Origin of the sequence: Streptomyces sp. NPDC051218 (genome assembly GCF_044455475.1) — a bacterium.
In the GTDB taxonomy this organism is placed as follows: domain Bacteria; phylum Actinomycetota; class Actinomycetes; order Streptomycetales; family Streptomycetaceae; genus Streptomyces.
In genome coordinates this window covers 113853-126814 of sequence record NZ_JBITEU010000016.1, presented here as the reverse complement: position 1 = coordinate 126814, position 12962 = coordinate 113853, and the positions used below count along the sequence as shown (strand labels likewise).

Annotated in this window: 12 protein-coding genes; all 12 read right to left on the bottom strand. The window is 71.6% G+C overall.

Translation table 11 applies throughout. The annotated features are described in order from the left end of the window. Nucleotides 1-102: 102 nt before the first annotated feature. The gene (locus ACIBCK_RS36870) at nt 103-1896 is read right to left on the bottom strand and encodes a VWA domain-containing protein (RefSeq protein WP_399397454.1); all 1794 of its coding nucleotides are present in this window, start codon (nt 1894-1896) and stop codon (nt 103-105) included. Between the two features lie 44 nt (nt 1897-1940). Beyond that, nucleotides 1941-3020 carry an AAA family ATPase gene (locus tag ACIBCK_RS36865; RefSeq protein ID WP_399397522.1) on the bottom strand — a complete coding sequence of 360 codons (1080 nt, stop codon included), beginning with the start codon at nt 3018-3020 and terminating at the stop codon, nt 1941-1943. Between the two features lie 995 nt (nt 3021-4015). Next, entirely contained in the window at nt 4016-6694 is a 2679-nt protein-coding gene (locus tag ACIBCK_RS36860; protein ID WP_399397452.1) for a BTAD domain-containing putative transcriptional regulator, read from the bottom strand. Next, on the bottom strand, nt 6694-7164 hold the full coding sequence (locus tag ACIBCK_RS36855) for a pilus assembly protein TadG-related protein (RefSeq protein WP_399397450.1): 471 nt from the start codon (nt 7162-7164) through the stop codon (nt 6694-6696). Before ACIBCK_RS36855 ends, ACIBCK_RS36860 begins: the two co-directional genes overlap by 1 nt. Further along, the gene (locus ACIBCK_RS36850; RefSeq protein ID WP_399397449.1) at nt 7161-7595 is read right to left on the bottom strand and encodes a TadE/TadG family type IV pilus assembly protein; all 435 of its coding nucleotides are present in this window, start codon (nt 7593-7595) and stop codon (nt 7161-7163) included. Before ACIBCK_RS36850 ends, ACIBCK_RS36855 begins: the two co-directional genes overlap by 4 nt. Nucleotides 7596-7599: 4 nt before the next feature. Continuing rightward, nucleotides 7600-8004 (bottom strand): TadE/TadG family type IV pilus assembly protein, encoded by a 405-nt coding sequence (locus ACIBCK_RS36845; RefSeq protein ID WP_399397447.1) that lies wholly within the window; start codon nt 8002-8004, stop codon nt 7600-7602. After that, nucleotides 7997-8206, bottom strand: a complete 210-nt coding sequence (locus ACIBCK_RS36840; protein WP_399397446.1) for a hypothetical protein — start codon at nt 8204-8206, stop codon at nt 7997-7999. Before ACIBCK_RS36840 ends, ACIBCK_RS36845 begins: the two co-directional genes overlap by 8 nt. Before the next feature lie 46 nt (nt 8207-8252). Next, the gene (locus tag ACIBCK_RS36835; RefSeq protein ID WP_399397445.1) at nt 8253-9152 is read right to left on the bottom strand and encodes a type II secretion system F family protein; all 900 of its coding nucleotides are present in this window, start codon (nt 9150-9152) and stop codon (nt 8253-8255) included. Then, a complete protein-coding gene (locus ACIBCK_RS36830) occupies nt 9149-10018 on the bottom strand; it encodes a type II secretion system F family protein (protein WP_399397444.1) in 870 nt (289 codons plus the stop codon). The genes ACIBCK_RS36835 and ACIBCK_RS36830 overlap by 4 nt, the downstream gene beginning before the upstream one ends. Continuing rightward, nucleotides 10015-11343, bottom strand: coding sequence for a CpaF family protein (locus ACIBCK_RS36825; RefSeq protein WP_399397520.1), 1329 nt, complete (start codon nt 11341-11343; stop codon nt 10015-10017). The genes ACIBCK_RS36830 and ACIBCK_RS36825 overlap by 4 nt, the downstream gene beginning before the upstream one ends. Further along, nucleotides 11343-12191 (bottom strand): hypothetical protein, encoded by an 849-nt coding sequence (locus ACIBCK_RS36820; RefSeq protein WP_399397442.1) that lies wholly within the window; start codon nt 12189-12191, stop codon nt 11343-11345. The genes ACIBCK_RS36825 and ACIBCK_RS36820 overlap by 1 nt, the downstream gene beginning before the upstream one ends. Then, nucleotides 12191-12697: an SAF domain-containing protein gene (locus tag ACIBCK_RS36815; RefSeq protein ID WP_399397440.1), complete on the bottom strand. Its 507-nt coding sequence runs from the start codon at nt 12695-12697 to the stop codon at nt 12191-12193. Before ACIBCK_RS36815 ends, ACIBCK_RS36820 begins: the two co-directional genes overlap by 1 nt. Between the last annotated feature and the right edge of the window lie 265 nt (nt 12698-12962).

The following is a 12962-nucleotide window of genomic DNA, read 5'->3' as shown; positions in this document are numbered from 1 at the left end:
TGATTTCGCGGGCCAGGCGGGTGCCCAGCCAGTGCTCGGGGGCGTAGACGGGCTGCTCGGTGGTCGTACGGGTGTCCTCCTGTGTGGGTGGTGAGGGTTTGGTCAGTGGGCGGTGCTGATGGCGGCGGTCGCGGCTTTGGCGATGGCTGCGGCGGCGCGGGCGGGGTCGGTCAGCTGGAGGAGGGTGGTGCGGGGCAGTGGGGTGGGGTCAGGGTCGAAGGCCAGCCACAGCACGGCGCATCCGGCGTCGGTGAGGGTGTTGATGCGTTCGGTGGCCCGGGTCTTCTCGGCGCGGGAGTAGTAGCCGTCGGAGGCGATCACCAGGAGTCGTCCTCGGCCCGGTTGGGTCAGGCCGAGCCCGGCACTCAGGGCGTCGGTTGCCTCGGCGAGGCTGTGGCCGAAGCCGTCGGCGGCGAACTCTGTTACCCGGGTGGGGGTGTGGCCCGGGGCGGTGATCGCGGTGAGGCAGTGGTCGTAGGCCACCGTGGCGGCCATGGAGTCCGGGTCGGTGAGCGCGGTGGCGCGGGCCAGGATCCAGGCGGCGGAGGCAATCGGGGCGGCGGCGGCATCCATGGAGCCGGAGATGTCTACGGCGATGGCGATCCGCAGCGGCGGGCTCGGGGCCTGGCGTCGTTGGGTGTGGATCCAGGGCAGGGCGGTGGGGGTGGCGCCTGCGGCTTTCTGCGCGTCGCGGGCCAGGGCTCCGCGCATGCTGAGGCGTCCGGGCGGGGCGGCCGATGCGGTGACGGTGGCCACGCGTTCGCGGTAGGCGGCCGCCCGCAGGGCCCGGGCGAGTTGTCCGGCGGCGGCCTTCTCCGCTGCCGTGGGTGTGCGGGTACCGGTGATCGGTGACCTGGGCGGCCTGCCCTTGGTTTTGTTGGGGGTGTAGGGGCGGGCCCCGGGTGTGAAGACCTTCTCGGCGGTCTTGGCGGACTGGCGTGCGCGCTCGGCCTGTTCGGCTTTCGCCTGCGTGCGGGCCTCTTTGGCGGCGGTGACCGCCTGCTCGGTGGCCTCGTTCGCGGCGACATGGCCCATGGCCTTGCCGATCGCCTCGGCGAGTTCCCCGCGCCCCCGGGTGCCGCAGGTGGGCGGGGGTTGCCTCTGGTCGGCGCCGAGCGCCTGGCACCAGGCGTGCGCGTGGGCGAGCATGGCCTGTTCGTCGGGATCGGCGGTGGCGTGGGCGGCCGTCCAGATCTCGGCGAGGGTGTCCAGGAGGTCGGCGCCGAGGATGGGGGTGACCGTCTGTTCCAGGGGTTCGGCTTCGTCGGCGTCGAGGATTCCGGCGTCCCGGCGGGCCAGGATCAATCCGGCGGCGAAGGCGGCCTGCCAGGGATCGGCGGGGGTGTCGGCGGTGATCTCGGCGAGGACCAGGTTGCTCACGCAGGCCCGCAGGTAGCGGCGGTCGCCGGGGCGGCGGGCGAGGTGGGCGTGTTCGGCCCGGGATTCCTCCAGCATCTGGGCCGCGCCGTCAAGGGCCGTGCCGCGCAGAGGTGGTGGGGTGGCCCATTTGCTGTGGGCGGCGTGGGCGGCCTCGTGGATCAGGGCGCCCCAGGCCGCTGGGTAGCGCTCCTCGTCGCCGTAGCGCTCCGGGTGGATGGTGGCCGGGGCGTGCGGGGTGAATACGGCGGCGTCCATTTCCAGCTCGGCCAGTGCCGGGTAGAAGGCGGCCGGGGCTCCTGAGCGTGTGCCGGGCTGGCAGGTGACGATCACGTCGTCCCGGTCGGCGAGTTCGGGCAGCCGCTCGGTCAAAGCTGCCGAGATCCGCAGCCACTCCCCCGCGCTCGGTGCCGGTCGTGGTTCGCGGGGTGGGCCTCCGTCGTCTTCCCAGCGGGCGGTGGCCCATTCGTCTTCGGTCAGGGCGGGTGGCGCGTACTGGATGTGGGGGTGGTTACTCATGGCGGGTCGGTCCCCTCTCAAGGGCGTGGGCGGCGGGTGGGGGTTCAGAGTTGGCGGCCCAGGGCCAGGGCGGTGACCGGTCGTCCGGTGGCTTTGGCGACGATCTCGGCGATGGTGTCCCGGTCTTCGAGCGGGGCGATGCCGACCAGGTTGGCGAAGGCCGCCTCGGCTCCCAGAACCTCGGAGATCTTCGAGAAGGCGAGCAGTTCGCGCAGTTGGGGCGCCCAGCCCACCTCGCCGATCTGCTGGCGGGCGGCGATGTTGCGGGCGATGCGCACCGCCGTCCGGTTGATCTTCAGGGCGGCCGCCAGGTCGTAGTCGGAGCCGACCTGGATCTGCACGCTGAACCGTGAGGCCAGTGCCTCGGTCAGGACCGCTCCGTGCACGCCCGGGTTGTGGCCCGCGATCACGTAGAACCCTGGGGCGGCGGTGATCGTCTCGCCCTTGTGGGCCTTGACCTGGATCTGCCTGCGGCCGTCCATCGCCGGGTATAGGGCGGCCAGGACCTTCGGGGAGATGAGGGTCGCGTCGTCCAGGAGGAGGGCGCGCCCCTCCTGCATAGCGGTGACCAGGGGGCCGTAGATGAACTCGTAGCCGCCCTGTTCGTCCTGGGTGTACTCGCCGATCAGGTCGCCGACCGTGGTGTCGCCGTCTCCGGCCACCGTGATCAGGTCGTCGAAGGCCGCCTCGATCAGCGAGGTCTTACCCGTGCCCGGCGGCCCGTAGAGCAGGACCGGGACACTGGCCGTACGCAGCCGTCGCAACGCCTCGACATCAGGCAGGTTCGCCAGAGCTCTGGGATGGTAGTGCTGCCCGTTGGGCCGCAGGATCGGCAAGGGCTTCGCACCCGGCGCCGGAGGACCTGGTTTCGGTGCGGCGGGGGCCTGTTGGGGAGACGCGCTGGCCCTGGGCGGGGGCGGGCTGACCGGGGTGCGCTGGGCGGCGCTCGCGGTGCTGGCGGTCGCCCGGTAGGTGCGGGGCTGCATGCCGATCCGCTCGGCCTCGCCCCGAGTGACCAGGGTTTCGCAGGCGTTGCCGACCGCTCCGCCCGAGTGCCCCACCATCTTGGCCAGTTCGGTGACGGTGAACTGCGCGCTCTGGTGGGCCGCCAGGATTCCGGCGATCCGTGCGCGCAGCTGTCCGGGGCGGGCCTTGGCCAGCGCGGCGGGCGCCGGGATGGGGGCGGAGGTGGGGGGCGGGGTGGATTCGGCCATGGCGAAGCACTCCTCTCACGTCTTAAGGAGAATTCGGGTGGGGGTTCGTGCCAGGTCAGGCCGGAGGTTGATTCCGGTGCCTGGTACGTGGGTTGGGGCCTGCAGGCAGTGATAGGGCCGTGGGGGCGTCCGTCAGTCAGGCGCCGGGGGCGGCAGAGGTCCGGGAGACGTCGATCAGGTCGTCGCGCGTCTGTCATCGCGCAGGGGGCGCCCGGCTGCATGCGCCTCTTTTGAATTCCTTCCTTTCGCTTTCCGGGCACACTCCACCCGTCGTTCGATATCGAGTGGACGCCTTTTGCGGATTTCCATTCCCGGCCTTTTCGGGAACAATTTAAATATAGCTCGACCTGCGGCGGACCTGAAGCTCTATTCCGGCTCGGTAATGCTGGAATTCTCGCGAATTGGCGACGCAATTGCAGGTGAATTCCGGCGCTCTCGACGTCTTGTGTCGTGCGCGGCCGGGTTCACGACGTGATCAGAGGCGGCCTGCGCCGCCGGCGCCGACCCGCCATCGAATGCGTGCACGAATCTGCGGTCAGGGCACTCGGCTGGCGCTCCCTGCCGCGTCCCGGCTCCTGCCCCGCCGGGCCGGGCGCCGGCGGCCGGGCTCAAGGAGGGATTAAGGGGAGGAGGAAGGAAGGGGGGCGAGAAGAGAGAGGAAGCATGTGAAGGAGGAAAGGCGGGTGAGAGCAGGTGAGGAGACAGCTGAACGCAGGTGAGCGGAGAGGGGGCAGCCGGCGCGAGCAGATCGGGACAGATGCTTGTACCGATATGCAGGCTGGCCCGGTCCGCTGTGGCGGATCGGGCCGTGGCCTGGGCGTATGCAGGGGTGGGGTGCTCTTGTCCAAGCAGGACGGCGGAGTGGTGCCCCGTGGTGGGACGGTGGTCGGGACGTGCAGGAGGACTCAGCGTCTGACGGTGGTTTTGGTGGTTGAGGCCCTCGGGTTGGGCGGGTTGCTCTGCTGCAGCAGGGCCAGCGTCGCGGCCTCGGGTTCGGCGTCGATGGCGGCGAGGCGTTCGGTGAGCAGGCCCAGGGTGCGGTGTGCCGCATCGTCGCGCCCTAGGACGAGTTGCAGCTGGATGATCCGGCGGTAGACGCGTTCGTTCTCCGGGTCGAGGTCGGCGGCCTGGTTGAGAAGCGCGAGGGCGGGCTCGGCGTCGGCGGAGTGCTGGGCCATGTGCTCGGCCAGCAGCATCAGCGCGTCCAGGGCGCGCCGGTGGAGCGCGGCGCGCAGGCCGTGGGCCCACAGGTAGTCGGAGCCGTCACACAGCGGCCCCGTGTAGATGTCCGTCGCGCGCCCGAGGGCCTCGGCTCTCGCGTAGGTCGAGTCGGCTGCGGCGGCCTGCTTGAGCGCGTCAGTGAAGACAGCGCTGTCGGTGGTGATGTATTGCGGGTCGAGCTTGTGCACCTGTCCGCTGAGCAGAACGAAGGCCACCTCCTTTTTCCCGGTGGCTCCCCGGAAGACGCGGCGGGCGGCGCGCCGCAGGTTCTCGATTTCCGCTCTTGCCGCCACCGGGTCGTCGGAGAGCTGCATCTTCTCGGCGATTTCCTCGCCGCGCAGCCCCTCCGGGTGTGCAGCGAGCAAGGCGATGAATTCCCGGGTCTCTTCTTTTCGCGTGTCGGTGAGCGCGCATTCCTTGCCGTGCACGAACAGCTTGAAGCCGCCCAGGAGACGGAGGTGCAGCTCGTGCGTCGGCGCCGGTGCGGCGGGGCGGTTTGTTGGAGGTGGTTGCTGCGGCACCGGGGCAGGTACCTGTTCCGGTGCTCGTTCTTCTTCTGGTTCGTCGTCAGGCTCCGCCGGGGCGGTCCGCCGTCCGTGGGCGGCGTGCAGCGTCTCCAGGAACTCGGCCGCCACGTCAGGTGCCAGGAGGAACATGACGGCGTTGTCCAGGGCGGTGAGAGGTCCGTTCGCCGTACCGTCGGCCGCGACGGTGAGCCGTTTCCCGTGCTCATGGTGGGGGCCGAGGGTGATGACGGTGAGGTGGCATGCGTTCGCGGACGCCAGTGCGTGCAGGCGGACCGGGTCGTCGACTGCCCCGTCCACCAGGAGAATGTGCAGTGCGGTGCCGTTGCGTTCCAACGACAGGGCGTCGAAGTGCTGTTCGTGACGGGAGCACCCCAGCAGGGCATGCTCCGCCGTCTCGAAGGCCTCGGTCGCGGTGTCGGTGACCGTCCAGGCACAGAGGGCATCGTGCGCCGCCGTGGGCAGCAGTCGGCGCAGGGTGGCCGCGGGGGTGATCAGCCGTACCCGGGGTGGAGTTGGGCGCAGCCGTTCGGCGGCGCTGGCGATGGCGATCGCCAGATGGCGGGCTGCGGCATCGGCGCCCGGCCCCGTCAGATGCACACCGCCCGGAATGGCCAGGGAGTCGGCGCGTACTTCCACTCCGTGGTGCGCGGCGACGGTGACCGTTCCCGGCGGCTGGGGTTCGGCCGGGGCCGTGCGACGCGGGAGGGTCTCGGGGTTGTGGTGGCGGGCGGCGAGGGTCGCCAGGTGCGCCTGATTGCTGCGCTCCAGCGCATCGCTCAGCAGGAGGTCGTCGTCTGCCAAGGGGGCGGCGAGCGTCTCCAGGCGTGGTGCACGGCGGCGGGCCGCGTGCCACCGGGCGAAGCCGATCGCCGCGGCGATACCGGCCGCAGTCGTGACACCGATGGCCGAGGCGACACCGACTGAGATGGTGGCCGGCCGGCGCTCCGGAGCCTGGCTGTGCGCACGCTCCGGGCGGCCCGTGGGCCGCTCTTCGTTGCGGCGCTCGTCGCCGCCTTTGCCGTGGCCGTGGGGCTGCTCTCCCGTGGGCTCGGGAGCAGGCGACGGGGTGGGCGGAGGCGGGTCAACCGGTGGCCGAGGTGAATTGGGCGCGGGTGCCGGGGCGGAAGCCTCGATCCGGGGCAGGTGCATCTGCCAGCCGGGCACGATGAGGTCGGGGTCGGAGAGCAACTGGCCATCGGACTGCCGGATGGCGCAGGACAGTTGGTAGATCTTTGGCCACAGCATCGGGTCGCCGAGATGCCTGTCGGCGATGTCCCAGAGCGTGTCGCCGCTCCGGACGGTGTAGGCGGTGTACTCGGCTCTGGGCGCTCTCGCGGGCGGAACATGCTGAGGCGCCGTCGCCGCGATTACCGAAGGGGCAGGGCCCGCGGCAGTGTTCGAGGCGTGCGCGACGGGCAACCGCCACATCCCGATCAGCGCAAGGAGCAGGGTGCCGACAAGAAGTACGGCAGCCGCTCGGTGGGCGGGCAGCGATGCGGCACGCCGTCGCAGCAGCGCCGCGTCCGCGGCGAGCACGGGCAAGCGCCCCAGCAGCCAGAGTGACTCGCGCAGCAGGAGGGCGATGAAGTACGTCCAGCACACCCAGCCCACCAGCGCGAGGACCTGGAGCATGAAGGGGTCGCTGACCGGCTGCTCCAGACGCTGTAGGAGGTCGTCGAGCGAGGCGACCTGCTCCGGCCAGGGCATTCCCACGGTCACGGTCAGGGCGTACGGGATGCCGACCACGGCAGCAGCAAGCGCACTGCCGGACAGGAGGAAGCGCGCGACGGCGGCCAGCCGGTGAGCTGTGTGACGTGGCGGGGCAGGCGTAGGCATCAGGAGGGCCCCTCCCCGCCTTCGCCCCAGGGTGTGGTGGCACCGCGTTGGATGTGCGCGGTGGCGGACGCTGTGGTGGTGAGCCGATCCAGACCGACGAGGGAGAGGACTTGCGTCTTTTGGGTGTGCGTGACGGTGACCTGCGTCTGATCCTGCTGGACGCGGACACGGCCGGTGTCGCCGACTCCTGTGATGCGCGCGCGGGCTGCCGTGCGGGCTGTAGGTGCGTCCAGGCGTAGGCGGTGGGTGGCGCGCAGATGGTCGAGATCGACTTCCTGGCAGGCGGCGCGGGCGGCCTCCTGGGCAGTGTCGGCGGCCCGCACCTTGCCCGCCAGGGCGAGTCCGCCGTCGATGACCAGTCCGGCGAACAGGAACAGGCCGGCCACCGACACCACGACCACGACGGTGACCTGCCCCGAATCGCCGTGCAGGCCGCGCCGCCGGGTGCGGGCGCCGCTCGTCGGGCTCATGTCTGAACTCCTCGATACAGATCCACGACGGAGGAGGCCGACGCCGTGACGTCCACGCTGTGCATGCCCGGTACGTCCAGCGCGGCGCGGCAGGTCACGGTCACCCGCACCACACCGCCGGGGGTGAAGCCGCCCAGGGCGGGACTGATCCGCGGGCTCGTGCACGAGGAGCCGGCTCCGACCAGGCTGCGCGTGGCTGCGCCGGCCGCGTCAGCGCGCGCCTCGCCGGGTGAGCGGGCCAGCGAGGCGGCGCGGGCGGCCTGGTGGGCGGCTTCGTCGGCGTCCAGGCGGGCTCCGGCGAGCTTGCCGAAGGCGACGGCGATCAGTGCCAGCAGGATCAGCAGGGGTGTCACCAGCACCAGTTCGGTCGTGGTTGCCCCCGCATCCCGTGAAGGACGACGGCGCGGGCGCGTGCGGACGATGGGGTACATGCGGTCACCTCACCGTCCATCTCTCCACCGGGCCCGCAGCGTGTCCGGCCACCCGCAGGTGGAGTCCCGGCACCACCGCGGCGACCTCTCCCTCCACCCTCGCCTCGACGTGCTGCCCGCCCCGGCTGACATGCACCGACGGGTGCTGCAGCAGTCGGCCGCCCAGCAGGCGCAGTGTGGCCGTCGCCCGCGTGTGGCCGGCTTGCGAGGTGGCGTCCTGCGCGCGGGCGGCGGCCAGTCCTCGGGAGGCTGATGTCTGCGCGACGTGCTGGGCATGCAGCGCGAGGGCGAACTGCACGATGCACAGCAGCAGGAACATCAACAGCGGTACCACCAGCACCAGTTCGGTAGTCGCGGCCCCGCGGTCCTTCGGCCGTCTGCGGGGCCGCAGCCGACGACGCCTAGCCAAGATCAATCCCGTTGGCCTTCGCGGTCACCTTCGCGACGATGATCCCGATGACCGCGATGCCCATGACCGCGAGCAGCGCGGTGACGAGCACCGTCTCCGTGGAGTACCCGGCATCCCGGGCCATCCCGCGGCGCACACGCCGTTTCCAGGCACGGGCGCGGGTGCGGGTGCGGGTGCGGAGAGTGGTTGAGCGAGTGATCACGGCAAGCTCCATTCCGTAGCAGGGATGTAGTGCTCCGAATCGGTTCTCAGAGTCCGACCAGCACGTTTTCGAGAGCCGGGTAGCCGATGAAGACCAGAAAGCCCGCGAAGAGCACGACGACGGGCAACGACATGCGTTCCGTCGCGGACTGCGCGGCGCCGTCGGCTTCGGCCAGACCGCGGGTGCGCATCGCGGCGGCCTTGGCCTCCAGCGAAATACGGATCTTGGCTCCTTCACTGCCGGCAAGGGATACCGTCGCCGCGAGCTCCGCCAACTCCTGGACCCCGGTGCGGGCACCGAGTTCACCCAGTTCGTGCCACACGTTCCGGCGCCCCACATCCGCAGCCATCAGCGCGCGCCGCAGCTGGGCCGCACCCCAACCCTGCGGACCGGCTGCGGCATCCGCCAAGGCCTGGTGGATCCCGGCGCCACCGGCCAGGGCGATGACGACCAGGTTGAGGAAGACGGACAGGGTGTGGCGCAGTTCCTTGCGGCGCCGCTTGGCCGTGGCCCGGACGGACAGGTCCGGCGTGAAGAAGAGCAAGGCCCCGGTGGCGAGGGAGGTGATCGCGGAGAACTGCCATCCCCAGCTGCTCCCGGTCAGCGCCCACCACAGCAGGGAGGCGAGGCTCGGCGCGAGAACGCCGACCATAAAGGCGGTGGCCTTCTCGGCCAGGAACCGCTCGACGGGCACCTCCGCGATTTCCAGGTCCCGGCGCAGATGGCCGGTGGGCAGCCCGCAGGCCTTCAATGCCGGTACCGCGCGCAGCCCGAGGCGCGCTGCCCATCCGTCCGCCTCCTCCGTGCGGGGCACCGCGGAAGGGGGAGCCGGAGTCCTGCCCAGTTGGGCCAGGGTGTGGGCCAGTGAGGCGCGCGGCGGGTTGATGCCGTACACGGTCAGGGCCAGGAAGCCGCCGAGCCCAAGCCCCAGGAGGATCGCCATCATCGGGCCGCCACCTCCCTGGGCGTCGGGCGTGCGCCCTTGAGGACCCGGGGCTCTTCTTCCAGGGTGGCGATCTTCATCAGCCACCAGAAGGCGAGCGAGAACAGACCGCCCACCCCGGCCAGAACAAGCTGCCCCTCGGCGGTCGTGTAGGGGTCGAGGTAGGGGCGGTTGAGGAGCACCACCCCGGCTGCCATGCCCAGGGTGGTGCAGGTGATGACGCGCACCGAGGTCCGCACTCTCCCCCGCCCGGCTTCCGTCTTCAGCCGCATGGTCACCTGCTCGCGCGTGGAGAGCGCCAACTGACCCAGCAGCGGCGCAAGCTGGCGGGCCTGGTGTTCGGCGGCCAGGACGAGTGCGGCGGTGACCATGTCGCACGTCGCGTCGTCCACATCGTCGGCGAAGGCGCGCAGCGCCTCGCCCAGCGGGCGACCGTGGTCGATGGCGGCGGCCAGGCGGGCCGTCTCCTCGCGCAGGGCCGGTGGGGCGACGGGCGCCGTGGCCAGGATCGCCTGTTCCAGTCCGGCCGCCGCCGAGAGGGTGTCGCGCAGCATCTCGGCCCAGACCGCGACCGCTTCGAGCCTGCCCGTCCGCTCTGCGGCCTGCTTGTCCCGGCCCAGCAGGCGGGGCAGAGCCACCACGCCCGCGAGGGTGAGCAGCCCGGCCACCGGCCAGCCGGTGACCGCGGCGGCCAGGATGCCGCCCGCCGCGGCCCGCATCCACTGCCGCCCGTTCTCTTTCCAGGGCATCTGCCACCGTCGCGCCGGATTCTCGTCACGCGGGTGCGGGCGCACCCCGTACACGATCATGCCTGCGAAGAGCGCGAATCCCGCGCCCAGCAGCAGGCCGATCAAGACACCGTGGGTCATGAAATGCTCCCCCGCCGCTCGCCGCGCATCAGCTCCACATCCAGGCCGGCGTTCACCAGGTCCTCAAGGGTCTCCAGGCGCAGCGGCGCCCCGGGGGCGGCCCGCCGGTCGTGGCCGGGCCGGTAGATCTCGTTGGAGACGATCTGCGTGCCGTCCGCGTCGACAACCTCGCGGATGGAGTCGATGGCGCGCCGCCCCTGCACGTCCCAGCCCAGGTGGACCACGAAGTGCACGGCCGAGGCGACCAGCAGGTTCGTGGCCTCCAGTGAGAGCCGTTCGGGGGACTGGGCGGCGTAGGCGGCGAGCTTGGTGAACACCCCACGCGAGGTGGAGGCGTGGATCGTGGACAGGGAGCCGTCGTTGCCCTGGCTCATGGCGTTGCACATGGGTACGACCTCCGCCCCGCGGATCTCCCCGACGATCACCCGGTCCGGGGACATGCGCAGCCCCCAGCGCACCAGCTCCGCCTGGTCGACTGCCCCCTCGCCCTCCAGGTTCGCCTCGCGCGCCTGCAGGGCCATCACGTTGCGGTGACCCACGGGGTCTTCGTGCAGCCCCAGTTCGAGGGTGTCCTCGATCGTCACCAGCCGTTCGTGCGGTGCGATGACCGAGGCCAGCCCTCGGGCCACGGTGGTCTTCCCGACGTTGGTTCCGCCCCCGATGATGATGTTCTTGCGGGCCAGCACCAGCGCCGTGAGGAAGGCCGCCAGCGGCCGGTCGCACACCCCGAGACGATCGACCAGGTCGTCCATCGACACCCGCTTGAAGCGGTGCCTGCGGATCGTCAGTCCCACCCGGTGCGAGAGGGCCATCACCGCGAACAGCCGCGAACCGTCCGGCAGGCACACGTTCAGGCTCGGCGAGCCCCGGTCGAAGCGCCGTTCCTCCAGGCCCGACCGGGCCGCGATCTGCCGTACGAGGTCAATGAGTTCTGTGTCGGAGGCGGCCACCGGGGCGCGCTGCTCCTCGCTGCCGTCGGCGTAGCGGACGAAGACCTGGTCCGCGCCGTTGATCTGGATGTTCTCGATCCGCTCGTCCTCCAGGAGTTCCTGGAGCGGGCCGAGGCCGAACAGGCCCTCCATCACTGCGCGTTCCAGGGCTTCCCGCTCGCCGTCATGCAGGGCGGGCCGGCCCACCCGCAGCCGTCCCTGGTTGTGGGAGGCGATCTCATCGGCGAGGAGTTTCTGCGCCAGCACGCGTCGTTCCCCGCCGCTCTGCACGGGCAGCCCGGCCTCACTTCGGGAGTGCGCAAAACCCGTCAGGGTCTGGGCGATGTTCTCCCGGAACCTCTCGGCGGTGTGCTGTTCCTCCAGGATGTAGTCCATCACGGCATCTCGCCCCTCTGCCCGGAAGGCAGCACGGCGGGCCAGCCGGGCGGCTGAGGAGGTAGGGCCGGGGAGCCGAGCTGGGCGAGCTCACCGCACTGGCCGCCGCGTCCCGGCTCGCTGCCGGCCCCGGCCAGCTGGCGGGCCAGGGCTGCCGCGGCCCTGGACAGGGGGGCGCGAGACCAACGCCGAGGGGGCATGTGGGCGGCACCGATCAGCAGAGCCGCCGCCCTTACATCCCACGGCAGCACGTGGATCCGCTCCCGCTCCATCCGCAGGGCCTGGGCCATGTCAGGCTCGGAGTACCGGCACTTTCCCACCACGACCAACTCAGGCCGCAGCGCCTCCAGCCACTCCGGACGTGCCGCGACCTGCGCCAGCGCGTCCGCCTCACCTCGGGCCACCAACACCACCCGGTCCGCCGACCGCGCCAGCTCCTGCGACCGGCCACCGCCCAGGCGTCCCAGATCGAGCAGCACCGCCCCCTTGCTGTCGCCGCCCCCACGCAGCACCGACGGGCACGCCGCGACCTCCGCCACGCAGGGCGCTGCCTGCTGCCCTCCCGTCGGGGCCACCACGACGCGCAGGCTGCCCGCGACGTCCTGCGCGCAGCCCTCGAGCTCTGCGGGCACCCGCTCCGTTCCGCCGTGTCGAGCGCCGGCCGCCAGGGCGAGCAGTCCCGCCGCATCCGGCAGCCCGAACCGCACGGCGAGATCGCCACCATCGGCGTCCGCCTCCACCACCACCGGCCGCCCGCCGGCAGGCGGCCATGCCGCGGCCAGCGCCAAGGCCAGCGTGGTCACCCCCGGCGCCCCCTTGAACGAGCCCAGGGCCACGATCTGCCGCATCACGACACCTCCTTGACCGACTCGCTCAGCACCGCGATCCGCGGCTCGGGCATCTGCGCCACCCGACGCACCGCCGCCCCCTCCACCAGCACGGTCACCGCACCCTTGCCGGACGCCGATTCCGGCCGCCCCACCGCACTGACCACGCCAAGGACCGGATCGGGAAGCTTCGCGTCCTCCTCCGTTGCCGCACGCCCGCCCGGTTCGATGCCCGGCACGACAGCAACCCGCTGCCCGGCCGCCAGACCGGCAGGCAGCATTCCCGCCTCCACCCCGACCACAGCCAAGGCCAGCCCCGAAGGAGGAAAGCCCGCCCTGTCCCCCACCTGCCCGGGCGCTAGCAACTGCCCCGCCGTCAACGGCACCACGGCCCGCCGCCCCACCACCGCCGCACGCCGCCCGGCCGGAACCACCTGCTGCGCGTCATCCACGCCCAGCCGTACGACGCCGACATCACGCTCCTCGATCACCTCGCCCGCAGCGACCGGCCCCACCACGGACAGCACCGGCTTCCGCTCCCCCGCATTGCCCACCGTCCACGCGGCCCCGCCCGCACACGCGACCGCTCCCGCCACACCCAGCGCGACAAGGCCCGGCCGCCAACGCCGTCGCGCCCCCACCAGCCCGTCACCAACAGGTGGCGTATCAACCGGCCGCCGAGGCGGATGCAGCGCCGCCCACCCGCCGTTCACGCCCGCGGACCCGGAAGAAGACATAGAGGTACCCACACTCCACCCACTCGATCAAAGAGAGACCCTGCGGCACCGGCCC

Excerpts from the sequence above, each read along its gene's own strand:
- ACIBCK_RS36870 (WP_399397454.1), bottom strand. The coding sequence starts at position 1,896 with ATGAGTAACCACCCCCACATCCAGTACGCGCCACCCGCCCTGACCGAA.
- ACIBCK_RS36820 (WP_399397442.1), bottom strand. The coding sequence starts at position 12,191 with ATGCGGCAGATCGTGGCCCTGGGCTCGTTCAAGGGGGCGCCGGGGGTG.
- ACIBCK_RS36855 (WP_399397450.1), bottom strand. The coding sequence starts at position 7,164 with ATGAGCCCGACGAGCGGCGCCCGCACCCGGCGGCGCGGCCTGCACGGC.
- ACIBCK_RS36835 (WP_399397445.1), bottom strand. The coding sequence starts at position 9,152 with ATGATGGCGATCCTCCTGGGGCTTGGGCTCGGCGGCTTCCTGGCCCTG.
- ACIBCK_RS36850 (WP_399397449.1), bottom strand. The coding sequence starts at position 7,595 with ATGTACCCCATCGTCCGCACGCGCCCGCGCCGTCGTCCTTCACGGGAT.
- ACIBCK_RS36830 (WP_399397444.1), bottom strand. The coding sequence starts at position 10,018 with ATGACCCACGGTGTCTTGATCGGCCTGCTGCTGGGCGCGGGATTCGCG.
- ACIBCK_RS36860 (WP_399397452.1), bottom strand. The coding sequence starts at position 6,694 with ATGCCTACGCCTGCCCCGCCACGTCACACAGCTCACCGGCTGGCCGCC.
- ACIBCK_RS36825 (WP_399397520.1), bottom strand. The coding sequence starts at position 11,343 with ATGGACTACATCCTGGAGGAACAGCACACCGCCGAGAGGTTCCGGGAG.